Below are 17,134 nucleotides of genomic sequence, written 5' to 3'. Positions count from 1 at the left end.
AATATGACCGTGAAGGGAGTTTACCGGACATGAACTTAGTAGACTACGAGAACGACGACGGGATGAAAGTGTGGCTGTCCGAATCCGAAGTCGGCCAGCTCCTCGACGAGTTCGAAGACACCGAGAAGCGCATCGCGGTCGGGCTGGCGGTACGGTGCGGCCTCCGGTCGGACGAGGTCGTCCGGGTCGCGCCGGATCGCGTCGCCGACACCGACGCAGGACAGATGCTTCGCGTCTGGAAATCGGCGAAGACGAACCACTACCGCGAGACGCCGATTCCGCCGACGCTCGCCACGACGATTCGAACCGTCGGCGACGTCCGCGACGCCCCAGCTGACGACCCGGTCGTCGGCGTTTCGACGCGAACGCTCCGGCGCTGGATGGAGCGGGCAACCGAAGACCTCCTCGACGCGACCGACGAGCCGGGCTGGGAGTTCGTCGGCTTCCACGACTTGCGCCGAACGTGGGCCACGTCGTTACGCTCGGCGGACGTGGACGCGATGGTGGTCTGCGACTGGGGCGGCTGGGACGACCTCGACACGTTCCTCGATCACTACCGAGGGACGCACAGCCCGGAAGCACAGCGACGTGAACGTGAGAAGGTGTCGTGGCTATGAGCACTGAGTAGCTGAAGCATCTTCGACGATGGCTTTGTTGAAACCTGCCGCACGTGATAGGTTTCGGCAGCCGTGCTGAATGCACCGCGTGAATATAGTATGAGTCGGTCACTCAATACAGAATGGTGATTGTACAAGACAGATGGCATATAAATCGTAACAGTTGAGTATACGTCAATCAAATAAACAATGATGCCCTCCCGTCGAGATGTTTTGCTCTCCAGTGGATGTGTTCCTTTGTCTATACTTTCTGGATGTGCAGATATTCTCGGAACAAAGGCTTCCCTTCAAGAAGTTGGGGTAATAGTCTACAATGGAGATAATCAATCCCGGACATTCAACGTCGCTCTCGAAATCGAAGAGGGGATGTTAGATTGGCAATCACAGACAGTTGCGGCTGACAGCGAGGAGGTTGTGTTTGTCGACCCACCAGAAGGTGCCTATCCTGTCGCATTCCATGGAACGGTTGGTGAATACCAAGAGACCTTTGAGTTTGATGGCCTGGGAGATTCGGATGACGAATTTTGTCTCTATTTATATTTCTATTATCAGCACGTCTTTTGGGACAATCGAATCTCAAGAGCGCCACAACTTGAGTGTAGATGAGTTTACTAGTAGATTCTCGCCCGGTAGTGTTCTGAGCGCACACTGTATCGTCATCGAAGATACGTCTCAAGTGAATCAACGATGCGACCGACGAATTCCTCCGTAACTCGGCCCTGCCACACCACCAGATCTTCGATACGAGGGGAGTGGACTGCCCATGGAGAAATGAACGATTCGTATGGTACACCACCTGTTTTCCAGACAGTTGACTCCAGAGGAATCGAATCACCGTACTCTTTCGTCGAGATAGCAACAGCCACGTACTGCTCGTCGCCGAACGGATGCGATTCGTTGTTGACGATGAGCCACGGTCGTTGGCTATCTTCGCCCAGTTTGAACGGGTTCGAACTTCGAACCACATCGCCACGTTCCGGTTGCATTTATCCGTCTCTCTCGCTTGGATGTGGTTCGTCCGGAGCGACTGCGTCCCACTCGTCAGGCTCGATCGCTCCTTCGTCTTGATTGAGCCGTTCCGTGATCGTGTGAAGAGCGTACGCGTCTGCAACCCGATCGAGATCGTTCGTTATCGCCCAGTACTCTCCTCTGTGTCGCACGAGTTCGCGCTGTTTCAACCGTGAGAGGGCTGTCCCAACTGTGTTCGGATCCTCGTCAATACTGGTAGCGATTTCCGACCGGGTGAATGCTTTGTCCCGGTTTGTATAGAGATAGCCAAGTACCTGTTGGGGCACGCTTGGGCCACTTGGGAGATCCCCGGCTTCGAACTCCTCGATGCGTACAGGCATACGCTGTACTTGGTGTGCTGACGTATTCAATGTACGGGTGTGCTGAAGTTGTGGTTCAGTAAATGGTCATTATTAGCAGGTACCCTTAGCTCGTTGGCTGAAACCGACCATAGCTTTAGGGATGAATTCCTCGACGAGAGTTATTCGAAGAGAGCATCGCGTTTCTACTCACCATTCCAGTCGCAAAGCTTGACCTCGGCGAGTCGCTTCACACCTATGAGAACACATAGCGAACTAACCTCAAGGGAGTTCAGCACCCGAATTCGGCGCTTCTGGCGTGTTTTGCTTGGTATGGACATCTGGTTGGCCACATATGATGGGTCAAAGCCCAACAGCTATGATGATGGGGATAGTACCAACAGTTGAAGATGGCAGACGATGACCTCGAAGTGAGTCGGACACGGAAATTCGACGGCTACGTTGAATCCATCCTCATTCGAAAAGCCCCGAATCACCCGCGCTATCCATGCGGGTGGAAGTACCGACTCCACTTCGGGGTTCTCGGCGGCGAGACCGTCGTTCGATACGACAACGCACACGAAACGACGAAAGGCCACGAACGGCATACAGGAAACGAAGTTACAATCATCGAGTTCCCCGGAATGGCCGACTTGTATCGTCGGTTCGTCCGGGAAGTCAACGAGTATCGCTAAGAAACGCGGCAAAGGCAAGGCAATGAGCACAACACTCCACATTCGGGTTGAATCGACTGACGACTTCCACGAGGACACCCTGAACGCAATCGAAGCAATGGAACAGGGCGAAGAACCGGAGGAGCGTAATGTCCTCAGTCTTCAGGACGAGGCAGACCTCCAGCGATTATTCAGTGAGAAGAACCTCGAACTGTTGCGGACGATTCGCCAGCATAACCCGGCGAGTATGCGAGAAGCCGCGCGGTTGGTCGAGCGCGACATTAAGGAGGTCAGTCGCAATTTGAACGAGCTGGCGGAACTGAATGTCGTTGAATTCGTTCAGGAAGGTCGGTCAAAGCGCCCTGTCGTCACCTATGATGAGTTCGACATCCACGTTCGGCTGGTAGCGTGACCCACGTTCGATAGACAATCGCTACTCAATGAGTTGGTTCTCTTATTTTAATTGTCTCGAGTAGGGGTACACGAGACCATATTTTATCGACTGAACTCTACAGTTAGCGTGCCGAAAACGGTTTCAGAACTCCTATCCCGCGAATTCAAAGGAAGCGGAAGGGTCTGGTCGATTGGTGTCCAGTTCTTGGTTAGACCCAGACAGAATTCAGCCTCGACATCATTCTGAGCGGCCGCATTCACCCCAAATTTCTAGGAATATGACCGCAAAGGGAGTTAACGTCTCAAACGTAAGTACAGCGCATTCGTCTGCTCACGGCACTGGTGGACACAGTTTCAAGAACTCGCTATCACCTGTCTTGCTCATAAACCTCGACCGATCCCTCTAATTGGTAGATACAATCGCTTATCGCTCGCGACGAAACTCCACGCCATGCTTTCCTCGCCAGCGAAGTCTATTTGCGCACTCCTCGCTTAATTTTCTCAGACTATGGCGATCAAGCGAATGGACAACGTCCTCATCGTGGTCGAGGATCTCGAAGCTGCGAAGGCGTTTTTCACGGAGCTCGGCATGCAGTTGGAGGGCGAGATGCGCGTCGAGGGAGCGTGGGTTGACCGCGTTGTGGGGCTCGAGAACGTCCAGAACGATATCGCCATGATGCAAACTCCTGACGGCCACGGCCGCATCGAGCTCGCGAAATTCATCACGCCCGAAGCCACCCGCAATGGATCCGAGGAACCCGCGGTGAACACCCTGGGGATCCGCCGTATCATGTTCGCCGTTGACGACATCGACGAAGTTCTCGACCGCCTCCGCTCCCACGGTGCCGAACTCGTGGACGAAGTCGCCCAGTACGAAGACGAGTACCGCCTCTGCTATGTGCGCGGCCCCGAAGGCATCATCGTCGGGTTGGCCGAGGAGCTCGACGTTGACGAGTCGCCATTAACCGCCGAAGAAATCGACTAAAATCACCTCTAAAGGGGGAAAATCGGTTTCAGACCAGAACGAGCGTCGCGCGCACCCGCCCGCGTGCAAAGCGCGAGCGCGCGTATATCATGATTTTCCCTCACCCGTGGGGGGTGGGGTGTCTGTCCCATCGAGGTCAGCGAGTGTTTCAGGGTCTGCCTCACGAGTCAATGCCGACCGGACTTGGTCTGCCTGCTGATCGCTCAGGTCTGGGTAATCGTAACGGAGCAACGACTTCGAGTAGTACGCTCGCTTCTGAAACTCATTCACTTCGACGTACTCTTCGAGTGCGTCCTCGACGACGATTTTACCGACGACGTCCTGCGGTGTCAGTTCGGCGTCGCTGTCGTCATCTTGCTGGAGACGCCTGCGTTTGCGCTCTTTGTCAACTTCGTCGAAGCGCTTCCAGAGCCGCGTACCTTCGAGCGACGGAAACGTGTCGGTGAGCGCGTGGTCGGGCCACTGCATGTCGTCGAGTTTGTGGTACTTCTCGTCGAGTTGGCGGCGGTTGTACCCCTTGATCGTTCCCCGACTTGGCACCTGAATCACGTTCTTCGCGCGTCGTTTTCGCAGTTGGTCGGGAATGTCGCCCCAGTCCTGATACCCGAGGAAGATAACGTAGTTTTCAGTTCGAATGTCGAGAAGACTCTTTTCGACATCCTTCTGGTCGGGCATCATCACGTCCTTGTTGTACAGGATATGGGCGGCATCCATCACACCGATCGGGTCGCCAGCGTCTGCCGTTAGCAACTTCTGTTTAAACGCGTCGCGGTCATCGAAGACGATGTAATCGAGGACGCTCTCCGGGGTCGGGTCGTTGCCACGAATCTGTTCGTAGAGCCAGATTGACTGAAGGATAAGCGTGCTTTTCCCGGCCCCTTCTTCGCCGATGACAGGCATGAGACGGTCCCAATCGCGTTGGACGTGCTCGTGTAATTTCTCCAGAAATCGCTTGTAGCGTTCCATCTATGCTGTTACTCCTCGAACATCGAGCGTGCTTGTTCTTCGTTCGGTTCAAGAGTCGATTCGGTGACGGTGCGGCCTGCTTGCAGGTAGCCAATTTCCCAGCCCGCTTTCCGGATGTCTTTGACGAGCTGGTGAAGCCAGTCGGGACACTCCTTTTGGAGTTGGATAGTTTGGAAGCGGTCGAGAAACCCGTCTCCGCCGTCGTAGGATTTCGTCCACCGCTGGAGGATGTCGCGGTAGACGTCGTCATCGTCTTCTGTGTCGGAATGGCCAGCGTTCGCTTCGAGCTCTGGGAGGAGCTTGATGGTAACTCCGAGGATTCGGCTTCGGGCTTGCGCGGCTTCGCGCTGGCGGATGCGCTCATTTTCGAGATGGAGCGACTGAATGTACGCGAACGCATCGATGGCGTCGTCGATCGCGGCCGCGACTCGGTTGCTGACAGACTGGTAATCGGAATACCCTTCCCAACGCTGGGTTGAGGCCTCTTCTGGGGTGTTCGTGCTCATTCGTCCTTGGGTCGCACGACGTATCTGTCGCGGTAGATTTCAATGGAAACCTCTGTTCCGGTGGCGTTCTCGGCGCGGGGAAAGCCGATAATGTCACAGGCTTCCGTAGCGACGTTGACGTTCACACTCCCGCCACCTGTGACGGTGAGGTTGCGGTTCAGTTTGAGGAGTGGTTCGCCTTCGGGGGTATTCTGTTGACGATGTGTCATAATTTTCTCATTGACCGTACTACTTGACATATATCATTACAGGTATTCTATCCACATAACTACTGTGCTGGATACTTAGATAATTCATTAAACACCTCAATAACTCCGACAATTCTTATTCATATCCCCCTTTAACGGGTTGGTAATCAGGAGGTGAACACTACATGGACAAACTACCCAGCGGATTTATCGAAACATTGCTCACGCGAATGCGCGATGACAACCGCGCACAGGCACGAGGAAACCTCGTGTCGCTGATCATCGGTATTGCAGTCGCTGTCATCGTCGGTGTCGGAGTGGCGATTCCGATTACGAACGACGTAATCGAAAGCTCGAATATGACTGGTCTCACCGCGACAATCATCGGTTTCATTCCGGTGATGCTCGGTGTCCTGATCTTCGTCGCAACTGTCGGCCCGATTATGGCACGAACCTAATGTCCATATTTAATACATGGCATCGGGAACTGCGAAAGTCGTAATCACGCTATCAGTTTTCGCAGCAGTCGGACTCATCATGCTTTCGCCGGTCAACTCGACCGTCACGAACAACACTGGGTCGCAGGCAGTGCTCAACGACTCTCACGGGGTCGGTTTCGACGAGAGTATCGACCTCCGGGGCTACAACATTGACCCGGGGAGCGAGACGGTCTACGGCTACAACGACACGTCCGAAAGCTACGAAGTTGCGTCTGCGTCCGACTACACGCTCGACGACGGGTCGGGCACACTCGACCTGAACAGTTCGAGCACCCTCTTCGACGAGGGCGAGGACGTGAAAGTCAGCTACGACTACCAAGCCAGCGACGACCTGACAACGCTCGTGGTTGGCTTCATCCCGGTCGGGATGGGGGTTCTGATCTTCTTCGGAATCGCCTCCGCTGTGGAGGGGATGGTCTGATGACCAGCCTCGAACCCGACGCCACCGACACGATTCACCTTCTTTTATCGTACCCAGAACAGCCTGAGGTGACCAATTAATGCTATTCAACGTCGTGGCCGGTCTGGTCGTTCTTGGCCTCGCAGTCTGGCTTATCGGCCAGCTTCTGCGCTACAAGGGCGTCGCCATGATCGGCGCGGCCATCATCATCATCGCGGGAAGCGCCATCGCGCTGACGGGCGTCGAAATCCGGACTGGAGAGACTCGTTCGTACTCCTACAGTGAGTTCAACGGCACTGCGGTTCGGGACAACGCCACCGTGAGCTACGACTACCAGACCAGAACACTCGCACAGATACTGAACATCGGCGTCCTCGGGAGCCTCGGCCTCGGTGGCCTCGTGATGCTCCTCGGGGCAGTGCTCATGAGCCAAACACTCGCGGAGGATCTCTAACATGGAAGCACAACCACACCAAGCAAGTGGCAACGACACCGAGCCGCGCGACGACCTCGACGTCGCCTTCTCCATCATTCGGAGTTCGGAGTACAGCGATTTACTCGAACAAATCAACCTCGGAACCGGCTACTACGACGACGAGGACATTGCGATGCAAATGCGGAGCGTCCGCAAGGGCCTCGTCACTGACATCGCGTTTAGCGAGACGCTCCGGAAGCGCGCAGTACAGGAAACGAAGGTCAAACTCGCCGACGAAGGGTTCAGTTTTTACAACGAAATGAAAGATGAGCCCCAGATCTGGAAGCCACTCGACGACGACGACATCGACGAGCATGGCCGCACGACGGCGTTGTTCGAACGCGGGAACGAGATTTGGAACGCGCTTGCGGACTCGCGCTACTCGTTGAGCGTCGAGCAGGCGGCGGCAATCGACGAGAAGACGAGTCTCGATCCGTTCAAGCCGATTTTCAACTCGCTGGCGGCGGCGTACCACGAGACGACGAAGAGCAAGGGCGCGCGATTGCAGGACAACTACTTCGGTCGCGTTCGCCGCAACGAGATACAGGACGACGCGGACACGGATACAAGTCCGTTGCTCGGTCGCGGGAGGGCGAACTAAATGATCACCCTCATCGTCACCCTCCTGCTCAGCGTGGTTGGCATCGCTGGCGCGGGTGTCGCGTACTGGTACTACGAGGAGCATCGGGCAGAACGCGAAGCAGAGTTCGACGAACTCGCCGAAGAGTTCGAGGAAGGCGAACCTATCGACTTCTCGCCGCCTGATGTGTCCACGTCGCCGCTGGACTATCTGCGCGTTGCTCGCCACCTCCAGCGGGGTAGTCGGCTCGCTAAGAAGGGGTACGTGAAGTGGTATCGACTGGACTCAACGCTGACGAGTCCGCAGTGGGTGAAGCCAGAGCAGGACGGCTCGGGTCTACCGAAAGTGACCGTCGACGGCCAGCCATACTACTTCCCGCGCAAAGCGATGGTCGCCGACGGCGACACTGGCGCATGGGTTGCACTCCACCGGGAGGGTGAAGCAGACCCGATCAATCTCCGTGACCCGGCGTACCCCGGCATCGAGGTTGACCTCGTCGAGCGTACCATCAACCTCGAAGCCGAGGACAAACCACCGGGATTCTTCGATAATCTCTTCGGCGGGATGAGCCAGACCGCGCTGATGTACGGATTGCTCGCCGTGACGTTCGTCATCTACGCTGGCTACCGATTCACGGCAGGTGGGATGTAATGCGGGGCTTTGGACTCGAACTCATCGAACGCGAAGGGCACCGGTCGAGCACCGTGATGACCGCGAGTGATTACGAGGAACTCTTGGAGAAACTCGCGGAGCGAACGGGCACCAGCGGGCGTATCGAGAGCATTTGCACGGACGGCGGTGAGGACGAATGATGACGTGGCAGAAAGGCGTGCTGGCGTCTCGACTGCTGTTCGTTGCGACCGCCGTGTTCGGCGTGAGTGGCGGCCTCTTCGCATCGGGGATAGTGCAACACGCCCTCTTCGTTGCTGCTGGTGTGTCGGTGGTCGGGGCCTTCAGCATTGGCTACAAGGCCCAAACACAGTATCTGGCGGCAGAGGCCGCGGCAACTGGAGGTGACGACTGATGCCGATGCCGAATACACGAGGTGGCGGCGGTGGGAGTGACGAGAAGAAGCGGGCGAAACAATCGGCTACACAACATCGAGACGACCGACAGAGTGACGAACCGAGTCGAGCCGAACAAGCGGCCAAAAGTGGTGCGGAGAAAGCCAAGAAAGCGACCGAGAAAGCAGTAGAAGCGGCGTCCTCGAAGGCGGGGGCGATTGATACCGACCGGGCCGTCGCGGAAGCAAGGAAGGCGGCGCGGAACACTGTGACCTCGGCGGCGGAGTCGATAGAAGCAGACGTCGGCGTCGATAAGAAGTCGAAGTCGCGGAACAAGAAGTTCGTCGAAGAGGTGCAAAAGACCGCGGAGATGGCACCACCGACGAATCACTCGCTGGAGACGATGGATCAGTCGGCAAATGTGACGGAGATGGCGCGAACCAGTTCGTTCGACGGTCGTCTCGAAGCCCCCGGCGGAATCGACTACGGTGGCGACGACAACGTTCGTGACGTGCCTGATTCGGGGTCGTCCCCAGACGACAGCACAGGCGACTCGTCGTCGGGTGGTTCCGGTGATGGCTCGTCGCCGCCCGACCGGCTCGAAGCGCCCGGCGGAATCGATTACGGCGGTGACGACAACATCCGGGACGTCGATGAGCAAGGCCCGACAGGGGACGAGTTGAACGATAGGATAGGAGGGACGGGAAGTCCCTCCGGCATCGAAGACGAAGCGCCGTCTGACGGCCTCTCCGGATTGGAAGACGATACGGATCGTCAGCAAGGACTCGGTGCGACCGATGCCGTCGATGACCTCCAACAGCAACTCAGAAACAACAACCCGGAGCTGTACAACCAACGCGACCTCTGGTCGATTGAGTACAATCAAGGCGAGAACGCCGTCGAGCTGAACATCGACCAACAGGCCTACCGACGGAGGCAAGCGCGCGAATTCGAAGAAGAAATCCTTGCCAACAACGGCGCAGGCCTCGACGAAGACGACGTCACGATTCGTGAAGAAGACGGCAAATTGGTGGCGCAGTACTCCGACGAGGGCAAACAGAAGCTCACCAGACAGCGCATCAAAGACCAGACCGGAGCCGAGTACGTCGAAGTCAACACTGCATCGGACGGCTCGGTGCAGTACACGCCCATTTTCGGCGACCAACCCGACCAACTGGAAACCCCGGACGGCCAGCACGTTCTGACGACCGATGAAGTCGAGACACCGACCCGTGGAACCGACGAATGGCGCGAGTGGCGAGCCGACACCATCGAGAATCAACTCGAAGACGAATCGGGCCGCAACCTGTCCGTGAGCGTCGATGAAGACGGGTCAGTGAACGTCACCGACATCGAAGCCCAGACGCACAACCGCCAGAACGCAGGTACCGGCGGCCAACTCGGCGAGCGAATCCTCGAAGACGAAATCGAAGCCGCGAATCCCGGCGTGCACGCCGACGTTGGGCGCGGGCCAACCGGCCAACTGGAAGTCGAAACAAAGGCCGTCGATCAGGATGACTTCGACTGGTCGTTCGGCCTCGGCGGCCCGGAAGACGAGGTCGAGGGCGCGCTGGAGGGTGCCAGTCAGACAATCACGGCGACGACCAACGACGTGGCCGAGACGGTGTTCGATGACGGCAGAGGCGGGTCGGACTCTATAATTGCGGATGGATTGCGGACGGTCGGATTAAACCGTGAAGCGAAGGAGTTCAAAAAGAATGCGTCGAACTCCGGGATTGCGACTGCGTTGCGGTACGCAGGAAAGGATGACACCGCCGCCGCGTTCGAATCGAATCTCAGTGGGTTCGGCAAAGGCACCGTGAAAGGGACGGGTGCGATTGCGGACGTTCCGGGGCTGGTGGAGACTGGTCTGGAAGGTGTGGAATATGGAGCATACGGTACCAATGAGACGTTAGAAGGTCGAGGAAGGGAGTTTCTAGACGAGTCGAGGAATCGAGGTACGGCGGTAGCTTCCGCTGTCGTCGAACAGGCAAAACAGAACCCCGCTGAAAGCGTGGGACTCCTCGCAGGGAGCTTCGCGGCATCGTATGGCGCGATTTCGACGGCGTCGAAGGTCGGGAAGCGAACCGAACTGGCGACACGGATGGCCATCCAGCCGGGCGAGGAAGCCCTCGGGCGCGCGGGCTACGCGGCGACGAAAGCGGCGAAGGGACGGAAGGCGGCGAATCGCTACTTCCCGAACAAGGAACCGCTTCTCTTTTCGGAGGAAGCGGCGATTCGCGGCGGGAAACGTGCGGCGGGCGCGGTGAAGTCGAAGGCGGCCCGTGCGGCCCAGTTCGCGCGGACGGGCGAGCTCCCGGCGACGCCGTACCAGAACGCGGTGGTTGACTCCATCCGTGCGGGCGGTACCCGCGGTGAACTGGAGGTTGACACGGAGGCTCAGCGTTCGGGTGACTTGTATCATCTGCTCCAAGCCAGAGGAGAACTGGAATTCGACACGGCGAGCGGGCAATCGTGGGGGTCAAAATCGACGGATCAACTGAGGGCGTCAGAATTGACGGATCAGCCGAGGGCGTCGAAATCGACGGAGCGACCGAGGGCGTCAGAATCGACATTCGTGGCCGCGAAGAGCGAACCACTCGGAAGCGATACGAGTAGCATCCTCGATGCGACATTGGACAGCAGGCGGCCAACGCGGGGAGCGGAAACCACATCGGAAACGGAGAGTGCGACTGAGTCCGCGGATTCAACCGAGACGGCGAGTACCACGCCGGTCGAGGGCGACATCGAGTCGGCGGTGGAATCGTCCGAACCGTCCGAATCGTTGCAACGCATCGCGGGCGACGCGCAAGGGCGGAGTGAACTGGCACAGGCAATGCAGGAGTTCGGCGTGAACGTGCGGGAGTTCGTGGCGGACGAGAGCGGCCAGGCGAGTCTCGCGGGGCGAGGGCGAAGTCGTGGGACGGAAACCTCGGGTGAGATTCAGGACGACCGCGTGACGCCGAATCTGTACCAGCAGGCGGTTGACCGGCAAGTGAAGGCGGGATACGAGGTGCTGGAGGGCGGCGACTACGACGGCGTTGGACGCCCGTTCGCGTCGGAAACGGACACGGTTCGTGAATCGCGGCGGCGACAGAACCGCGCGCAAGAATCGGAGTTGAACGCCCGAAAGGGGCGTCCTCGCGGCCGATTCGAGTTGTCGCTGACGCAACCACAGACGCCAGCGGAGACGCAGGCGCAACGCGAGCAGTTCTCGCAGATGCTTGAAAACGGGCAGATAGACCTCGACCTCGTGCGCGGGTTCGTCGGCGCAGACACGGACACCGACATGCAGGAGGACTTAGACATTGCGACGGACGTGGACACGAGAGCGAAATCTCAAACGGATACGGCCCAACAGACTCGCCCCGACTTCCGACGGAACCGGAACGATCTTGAGCTTGAGCTGGAATTTGAGGCGGAGCGGGAGACGGAGACAGAGACGGAAACCGAGGTCGAGGACGAACCGCCGCGCCCGTGGAAGTCGAAGCGGCGCGGTGGCAGTGAATTCTCGCTGGGTGGCGGCAGATCGAGCGGCGGCGACCGTGGACTGGGCGCGGGCTGGTTCAACGAGTTCGTGACGGCGTTCGGGACTGGTGCAGGCCCGCGCGAAGTGGCGAGCGACTTCGGGTCTGGTGCGGTTGACCTGACCGAACAGCGCCAGACGAAAGCGCAGGCCGCGGGCGGCGCAGGTATCGAAGCAGCAGAAGCGACGTTTTCGTTCGACGGGTTCGGCGTTGACGTGACTGGCGAGAGTGAAAGTGAGAGTGACGAGCAGGATGGGTGGTTCTTGTGAACCCGGTTCGATTCTGGTTCGCGGTGTTCGCACTGCTCGGGATTGTGATCGTCGCCCCGGCGTGGATGTACTGGACTGGCGAGCCACTCGACGGCTTGCCGGTTCACGTCCAGTTTCTGGTGTCGTTGATGCTCCCGATGATGATTCTGCTGACGTTGGCAAGTTGGCTTCAGTCTGGGTGACGACGATGCAGGACACTCTTTTGGACCGACTCAGTGATACGCGGGGGCGGGTGCAGTACGTCGATATTGTGCTGGCGTTCGCCACGCTCATTTCGTTCATCGCAGTCGCGCCGTGGGTCTACACGGCGATTCAGATGGGGGCGCGCGTGGTTGATCCGCTCAGTGCGACGCTCCTCCAGCTCATCCTGCCGTTGTTCGTCATTGCGATGATTATCAGCCTCGGCATCTCGGCGAGAACGAACTAACCAATCATGACCAGAAATTACTCAGATACCCGTGGCCGCCTGACGCCTGTCGATGTCGTCTACTACGGCGTCGCCGTCTTGCTCCTCGGGTTCTTGGCGGAACCGATGTACACAGTGATGAATGACAACGCAGGGGAACTCGGGACGGGGACGGCGTACCTGTTCCAACTTGCATTCCCGGCGATGGTGGTGACCGTGCTCACCGTCGTGTACCTCACGGGTGTGAGTGGAGGTGCGAAGTGATGCGCGAGACACATACTGTGGTCTTTGCGGTGCTAGCGAGTGTCCTGCTCGTGTCGGCAGTGCCGGTGAATGCGAGCCATGGGCAGTTAGCCGTCGGGAGTGAGCATACGACGGATGAGGATTTCGAGAACGCGTCGATGCGTGAGAATCTTGCGGTGGCAGGATCCGGGATGAGTTCATATCTTGAACTAGCAACGGTACATCGCCTGATTGACGACTTCAATGACGGTGACTTGGATGGATGGACTACCTATACAGACGGGGATGCGACGGTTGAAAATGACGGTGCTGAACTAAAAAATCGAGTCTATCAGTGTTCCGTTGCGCGGGCTAACCGGACGATCGGAACGTACTCTGGAAGCCAAACGTTCGAGTTCGATTGGCGGACGGTCACAGAAGTGTGGTACGAAAATGCACGCTGGAAAGTGTACTCTGATGGAATAAAGGTGCATAGTGAGGGTATCCCGAGAGGGAGAAATACGACGAAATCAGGGACGGTAACACAAAATGTATCGGTAGATGGCGAAGTGAAGGTAGTGTTTGAGGTAGTTCCCTCTGGAAATTGCGATTCCGGTGATCATGGTAACACAACGCTTTACATCGACAATCTAGAAGCCTCAGATAATGCAGAATCAGGAACATATGTCTCTTCCAACCATTCAGTCAATAACGCTGACAAAGCATGGACGAATCTGACGCTCGTCAATGAATCAGCAACAGTCGAATGGCAAGCGTATGATTCGACCAGTGGAAAGTGGCAGGTAGTTAATCAAGCAGAATACACCTCCACTGGCAACTACTCACTCGACATCAGTGGGTCGAGCTACAAGAAGTGGCGAGTGAACGTCTCATTCGAAAAGACAGGTGCGAATCCGACTGCGCAATTACATGACGAGGGTATTCTCGTCGAAACCTCCGCACCGACCGTTGACAACACCTCACTCTCGCCAGACACCACGACGACGACCGCGGATCTACCGGTTACGCTTTCTGCAGATGTGTCCGATGTCGATTTCGGTCGGTCGCAGGACAGCCTCACTGTTCACTGGTACGTTGACGACATCAAACGTGGGACGACGACGCCATCGAGTAACGGAACCACGTCGTTCGAAGTCTCGGACGTGGATGCTGGCACACACGACTGGCACATCGAGGTCGAAGACCAGTACGGGCATCGAACGACCTCGGAAACCGCACAGTTCTCGTCGCCCGCTGACCTGCGGATCTTCAACGAGAGCGCACCATCCGACCTCGTGGATAACGCTGAGGTTGAGCTCCGGATGCTCACGAACGAAACCGGCGCAGTCGAGGTCTTCACCCGAAACACTTCGAACGGCGTGATCAACATGACGGGACTGCCTGCGGACAAGCCTTTTATCGTCGTCGCTGAGGCCGACGGCTACTACAACCGGCGGATTTTCGTTCCCTCGCTTTACGACACGCAGTCCATCTACATGCTCCCAGACGGAAGGGAGATTTCTGACACGATTTTCAGCATCGACGACTACACCGGCAACTATCCTGATGACAACACGGTTCTCCTCGTGCAGCGTGCGCTGAATGGGAGTTACAAAACCGTCCTCGGGGACTACTTCGGTGCATCCGGTGAGTTCCCCGCGCAACTCGCGTACAACACGCGACACCGCCTCGTCTTGCACAACGTCGAGACCGGAGACCAGCGCATCGTTGGAACGTACACGCCCCTCACGCCGAGTACGCAAACCGTCGTGGTCACTCCAGAGGGTGTAACGACACTTGAGGGAGCGCCACCGAACGTGGTGCTTCATCCACAAGTGCGACGACTCCCGGCGCTCGACGGCGCGGACATCTCTGTCTCCGTTCGAGAGGGTGACCAGACAGTCACGAATTGGAACGTGACCGCCACGCTCCGGACGAACAGCACAACGACCACCGTGTGGACGGCCTCGGATTCGAACCCAGGGACGCTCTCGAAGTCCCTGAATCTCGACGGCTTCCACGAGTCCACGCTTGTGGTGAACGTGACGTGGACGACCAGCAATGGCCTGAGTGCGACTGAAACTTACGAGATAGCGCTCAGCGAAGCCATCGGGAACGATCACAGTCTGCTGGAGGGCATCGCGGCGCTGGCCGCGCTGTCTCCGCCCGGTGGTGCTCGCGCCGCCTTCACTGGCTTCCTTGCGATGCTCGTGACCGTCCTCGTCGTCGCGGGTGTCGGGAGCATTCAACCAAGCGGCGAAATCGCGGGACTCGCAGGCGTACTCACGCTCACGGGATTCAGCGTTATCGGCTTCGGGGTGACGTATGATGTGGTCTTCGTGGCCTCGGTAGGCTTCCTGTCGTTTGCCGCGATACGGAGGGGACTCTAATGATTCGAGCCTCCCAGATCGTGCTGATTTACTTCGTCATGGGAGCCGTGATGTTCGGCGGTGGTGCCGTCACCTACGACAATTCCGGAGTGACGCAGTTTTTCATCACGAAGGGGCCCGACGGAGTCAGTCCGGCAGATACGCCTGAGCAAAAACTCGACGGCGTGTCGGGCGTCATCTCCAATCTGATCGGTGCCTTCGGCGGCCCGGCAATCTTGGTTTGGAACCTGTTCGTTGGACTGCTGGCGTGGATCCACTGGCCGGTGTTCGTCCTGCTGGATAACGCCGCGCCCCCACGAGTAACCATCTTACTTGGTGGAACGCTCGTCGTGGCGTTCTACATGGCCGTCATACGGTTGGTGAAAAGCTCAGCATGATTCGACACACGCACTCCCAGCGGAAGCTTGCGGTTCATCTGCTGGTTGGATTACTTGCGGTGCTTGCGATGATTGCGATTCCCGTCGGTGGCTCTGGCGTCGCGCATGCACAAGCGAACAACTCGACGTCTGGCGCGCTGAACGACACCGCGCCGTACTACGAAAACGAGACTGCCTTGGAAAACCAGAGTTCGTGGTTTCCGAATAACGGCACAGTGAGTCTCGATACGCTCGGCCAGATGAGTTCTCGGCTCGGGTCGTTCGTCATCGGGACGGGTGACCAGATTCCCGGTGGGACGACCTACGCGGGTACCATCATCACGGCGATTCTGATGGTGGCTGTCTTCCTCGGGGCCATCTCGTACACCAACATCGGTAGTGCGGGTGGCGTCGTCGTTGCCGCGACGGTTGGCTACGGGATGACGAGTATCGGGCTTGCACCGCCGTGGCTCCAGATTGTCCTCTTGATGATCATCGGCGTGATTGCGTCGGTCGCCGCAATACGGGTGACCAGGTAATGCCGAGGAATCCGCTCTACCGAATCGAACAAGGACCGCGGTGGCTGGTTGAGTTCTACCTCACGCCGCCGTGGTGGGTGAATCCGAGTCTGAAGGTTCTCGGACTGGTCGTTGCTGGAGTCGTCGCCTACGTGCTCTATCGACGTGGGTACGAGATTCCGCCGACCCAGCAGCGAACGATGTTGCAGGTGGCGGCGACCGTCGTCGGCGTGATGACGGGCGTCCTTGTGATGACGAACTACGCAGGCCAGCCGTACCACGTCGATGTTGGCGTCGGCCTGCTCGTGGGCTACGGCCTCGTGACGCTTCTCGCCAACGTGCACCTGCCGCTTCCCTTCGAGGGAGATCAGGATCGCCTCACGCTCGGCTGGGGCATCCTCGCGGCTTGTAGCATCTTCCTCCCGTGGCTGGCGAGGATGAACGGGGAGGGAACGCTGCCGAGTACGTCGCGCTGGTATCTCGTCGTGCTGAGTGTGGTGATGATCTGGTACAATCAGTACTTCGTTCCGGAGGTTCTCGACGCCGAGTCTGAGAAGTGAACGTTGGGACAGCAATACTTTGATAAACTATCACAGAGCAAGGGATTGAACAGAGCCAAGTTAGTTACTTTGCGGAGTTGGTAGTGGCCGGAAATCGTGACAACCTTTGAACCCACCAGGAGATGACCCTTGAACAACGTGGTGTCTTCCAATGGAGACGGTCGATCACAGTCAAGTCGTGAAGTATCTTGCCAACCGGTAGATGCCGCGAAGAACGGTCTTACACAGGTTATTTCTCACTTCCGATACGGCTTCGAAGAACTACGGCTGAACTCCCTCGGTGAACAGTAG

At 57.7% G+C, this 17,134-nt stretch carries 25 protein-coding genes; 20 read left to right on the top strand and 5 right to left on the bottom strand.

All coding sequences use genetic code 11. The annotated features are described in order from the left end of the window. Positions 1-29 precede the first annotated feature (29 nt). Together HL45_RS08995 and HL45_RS20365 are read left to right on the top strand one after the other, a co-directional pair. Positions 30-617: a tyrosine-type recombinase/integrase gene (locus HL45_RS08995; RefSeq protein WP_049970780.1), complete on the top strand. Its 588-nt coding sequence runs from the start codon at positions 30-32 to the stop codon at positions 615-617. Between the two features lie 192 nt (positions 618-809). Then, the gene (locus HL45_RS20365) at positions 810-1,223 is read left to right on the top strand and encodes a hypothetical protein (protein WP_144240049.1); all 414 of its coding nucleotides are present in this window, start codon (positions 810-812) and stop codon (positions 1,221-1,223) included. Positions 1,224-1,273: 50 nt separating this feature from the next. On the opposite strand, the gene HL45_RS08990 is transcribed toward HL45_RS20365, so the two are convergent. Together HL45_RS08990 and HL45_RS08985 are read right to left on the bottom strand one after the other, a co-directional pair. Further along, positions 1,274-1,603 (bottom strand): hypothetical protein, encoded by a 330-nt coding sequence (locus HL45_RS08990; protein WP_049970779.1) that lies wholly within the window; start codon positions 1,601-1,603, stop codon positions 1,274-1,276. Continuing rightward, a complete protein-coding gene (locus HL45_RS08985) occupies positions 1,604-1,966 on the bottom strand; it encodes a hypothetical protein (RefSeq protein WP_049970778.1) in 363 nt (120 codons plus the stop codon). A gap of 368 nt (positions 1,967-2,334) precedes the next feature. Here HL45_RS08985 and HL45_RS08980 point away from each other — a divergent pair, with 368 nt between their 5' ends. The 3 genes from HL45_RS08980 to HL45_RS08970 all read left to right on the top strand — a co-directional run bounded on the left by HL45_RS08980 (position 2,335) and on the right by HL45_RS08970 (position 3,976). Beyond that, a complete protein-coding gene (locus HL45_RS08980) occupies positions 2,335-2,619 on the top strand; it encodes a toxin-antitoxin system TumE family protein (protein WP_049970777.1) in 285 nt (94 codons plus the stop codon). 22 nt (positions 2,620-2,641) lie between these two features. After that, entirely contained in the window at positions 2,642-3,010 is a 369-nt protein-coding gene (locus HL45_RS08975) for an HVO_A0114 family putative DNA-binding protein (protein WP_049970776.1), read from the top strand. Between the two features lie 504 nt (positions 3,011-3,514). Continuing rightward, complete coding sequence (locus tag HL45_RS08970) at positions 3,515-3,976, top strand: VOC family protein (RefSeq protein WP_211250842.1); 462 nt, start codon at positions 3,515-3,517, stop codon at positions 3,974-3,976. 87 nt (positions 3,977-4,063) lie between these two features. On the opposite strand, the gene HL45_RS08965 is transcribed toward HL45_RS08970, so the two are convergent. Genes HL45_RS08965 through HL45_RS08955 form a run of 3 tightly spaced genes read right to left on the bottom strand, consistent with a single transcriptional unit; the run spans position 4,064 to position 5,687 of the window. Then, positions 4,064-4,942 (bottom strand): hypothetical protein, encoded by an 879-nt coding sequence (locus HL45_RS08965; RefSeq protein WP_049970774.1) that lies wholly within the window; start codon positions 4,940-4,942, stop codon positions 4,064-4,066. A gap of 8 nt (positions 4,943-4,950) precedes the next feature. Then, on the bottom strand, positions 4,951-5,448 hold the full coding sequence (locus HL45_RS08960; RefSeq protein WP_049970773.1) for a hypothetical protein: 498 nt from the start codon (positions 5,446-5,448) through the stop codon (positions 4,951-4,953). Continuing rightward, complete coding sequence (locus HL45_RS08955) at positions 5,445-5,687, bottom strand: hypothetical protein (RefSeq protein ID WP_144240048.1); 243 nt, start codon at positions 5,685-5,687, stop codon at positions 5,445-5,447. Before HL45_RS08955 ends, HL45_RS08960 begins: the two co-directional genes overlap by 4 nt. Positions 5,688-5,821: 134 nt before the next feature. Here HL45_RS08955 and HL45_RS08950 point away from each other — a divergent pair, with 134 nt between their 5' ends. The 15 genes from HL45_RS08950 (at position 5,822) to HL45_RS08885 (ending at position 16,843) form a co-directional block, all read left to right on the top strand. Continuing rightward, complete coding sequence (locus tag HL45_RS08950; protein ID WP_049970771.1) at positions 5,822-6,094, top strand: hypothetical protein; 273 nt, start codon at positions 5,822-5,824, stop codon at positions 6,092-6,094. A gap of 16 nt (positions 6,095-6,110) precedes the next feature. Beyond that, positions 6,111-6,557: a hypothetical protein gene (locus HL45_RS08945; protein WP_049970770.1), complete on the top strand. Its 447-nt coding sequence runs from the start codon at positions 6,111-6,113 to the stop codon at positions 6,555-6,557. 79 nt (positions 6,558-6,636) lie between these two features. After that, positions 6,637-6,990: a hypothetical protein gene (locus tag HL45_RS08940; RefSeq protein WP_049970769.1), complete on the top strand. Its 354-nt coding sequence runs from the start codon at positions 6,637-6,639 to the stop codon at positions 6,988-6,990. Position 6,991: 1 nt separating this feature from the next. Further along, positions 6,992-7,612: a hypothetical protein gene (locus HL45_RS08935; protein ID WP_049970768.1), complete on the top strand. Its 621-nt coding sequence runs from the start codon at positions 6,992-6,994 to the stop codon at positions 7,610-7,612. Then, positions 7,613-8,242: a hypothetical protein gene (locus HL45_RS08930; RefSeq protein ID WP_049970767.1), complete on the top strand. Its 630-nt coding sequence runs from the start codon at positions 7,613-7,615 to the stop codon at positions 8,240-8,242. Continuing rightward, entirely contained in the window at positions 8,242-8,403 is a 162-nt protein-coding gene (locus HL45_RS20815; protein ID WP_158413680.1) for a hypothetical protein, read from the top strand. The genes HL45_RS08930 and HL45_RS20815 overlap by 1 nt, the downstream gene beginning before the upstream one ends. Next, positions 8,400-8,615, top strand: coding sequence for a hypothetical protein (locus HL45_RS08925; RefSeq protein ID WP_144240047.1), 216 nt, complete (start codon positions 8,400-8,402; stop codon positions 8,613-8,615). Before HL45_RS20815 ends, HL45_RS08925 begins: the two co-directional genes overlap by 4 nt. Positions 8,616-8,620: 5 nt before the next feature. Further along, positions 8,621-12,391, top strand: coding sequence for a hypothetical protein (locus tag HL45_RS08920; RefSeq protein WP_144240046.1), 3,771 nt, complete (start codon positions 8,621-8,623; stop codon positions 12,389-12,391). After that, a complete protein-coding gene (locus HL45_RS08915; protein WP_144240045.1) occupies positions 12,379-12,573 on the top strand; it encodes a hypothetical protein in 195 nt (64 codons plus the stop codon). The genes HL45_RS08920 and HL45_RS08915 overlap by 13 nt, the downstream gene beginning before the upstream one ends. Positions 12,574-12,578: 5 nt before the next feature. Next, on the top strand, positions 12,579-12,818 hold the full coding sequence (locus HL45_RS08910) for a hypothetical protein (RefSeq protein WP_144240044.1): 240 nt from the start codon (positions 12,579-12,581) through the stop codon (positions 12,816-12,818). A gap of 6 nt (positions 12,819-12,824) precedes the next feature. Next, the gene (locus HL45_RS08905; RefSeq protein WP_049970762.1) at positions 12,825-13,061 is read left to right on the top strand and encodes a hypothetical protein; all 237 of its coding nucleotides are present in this window, start codon (positions 12,825-12,827) and stop codon (positions 13,059-13,061) included. Between the two features lie 839 nt (positions 13,062-13,900). After that, positions 13,901-15,409, top strand: a complete 1,509-nt coding sequence (locus HL45_RS08900) for a hypothetical protein (protein ID WP_049970761.1) — start codon at positions 13,901-13,903, stop codon at positions 15,407-15,409. Continuing rightward, positions 15,409-15,786, top strand: coding sequence for a hypothetical protein (locus HL45_RS08895; RefSeq protein WP_049970760.1), 378 nt, complete (start codon positions 15,409-15,411; stop codon positions 15,784-15,786). The genes HL45_RS08900 and HL45_RS08895 overlap by 1 nt, the downstream gene beginning before the upstream one ends. Further along, entirely contained in the window at positions 15,783-16,304 is a 522-nt protein-coding gene (locus tag HL45_RS08890; protein WP_144240043.1) for a hypothetical protein, read from the top strand. The genes HL45_RS08895 and HL45_RS08890 overlap by 4 nt, the downstream gene beginning before the upstream one ends. Then, complete coding sequence (locus HL45_RS08885; RefSeq protein ID WP_049970758.1) at positions 16,304-16,843, top strand: hypothetical protein; 540 nt, start codon at positions 16,304-16,306, stop codon at positions 16,841-16,843. Before HL45_RS08890 ends, HL45_RS08885 begins: the two co-directional genes overlap by 1 nt. Positions 16,844-17,134 lie beyond the last annotated feature (291 nt).

Source organism: Haladaptatus cibarius D43, from assembly GCF_000710615.1.
Classification (GTDB): Archaea; Halobacteriota; Halobacteria; order Halobacteriales; family Haladaptataceae; genus Haladaptatus; species Haladaptatus cibarius.
Note: the sequence above shows the minus strand (reverse complement) of the source record. Positions and strands in the feature narration are given on the sequence as shown.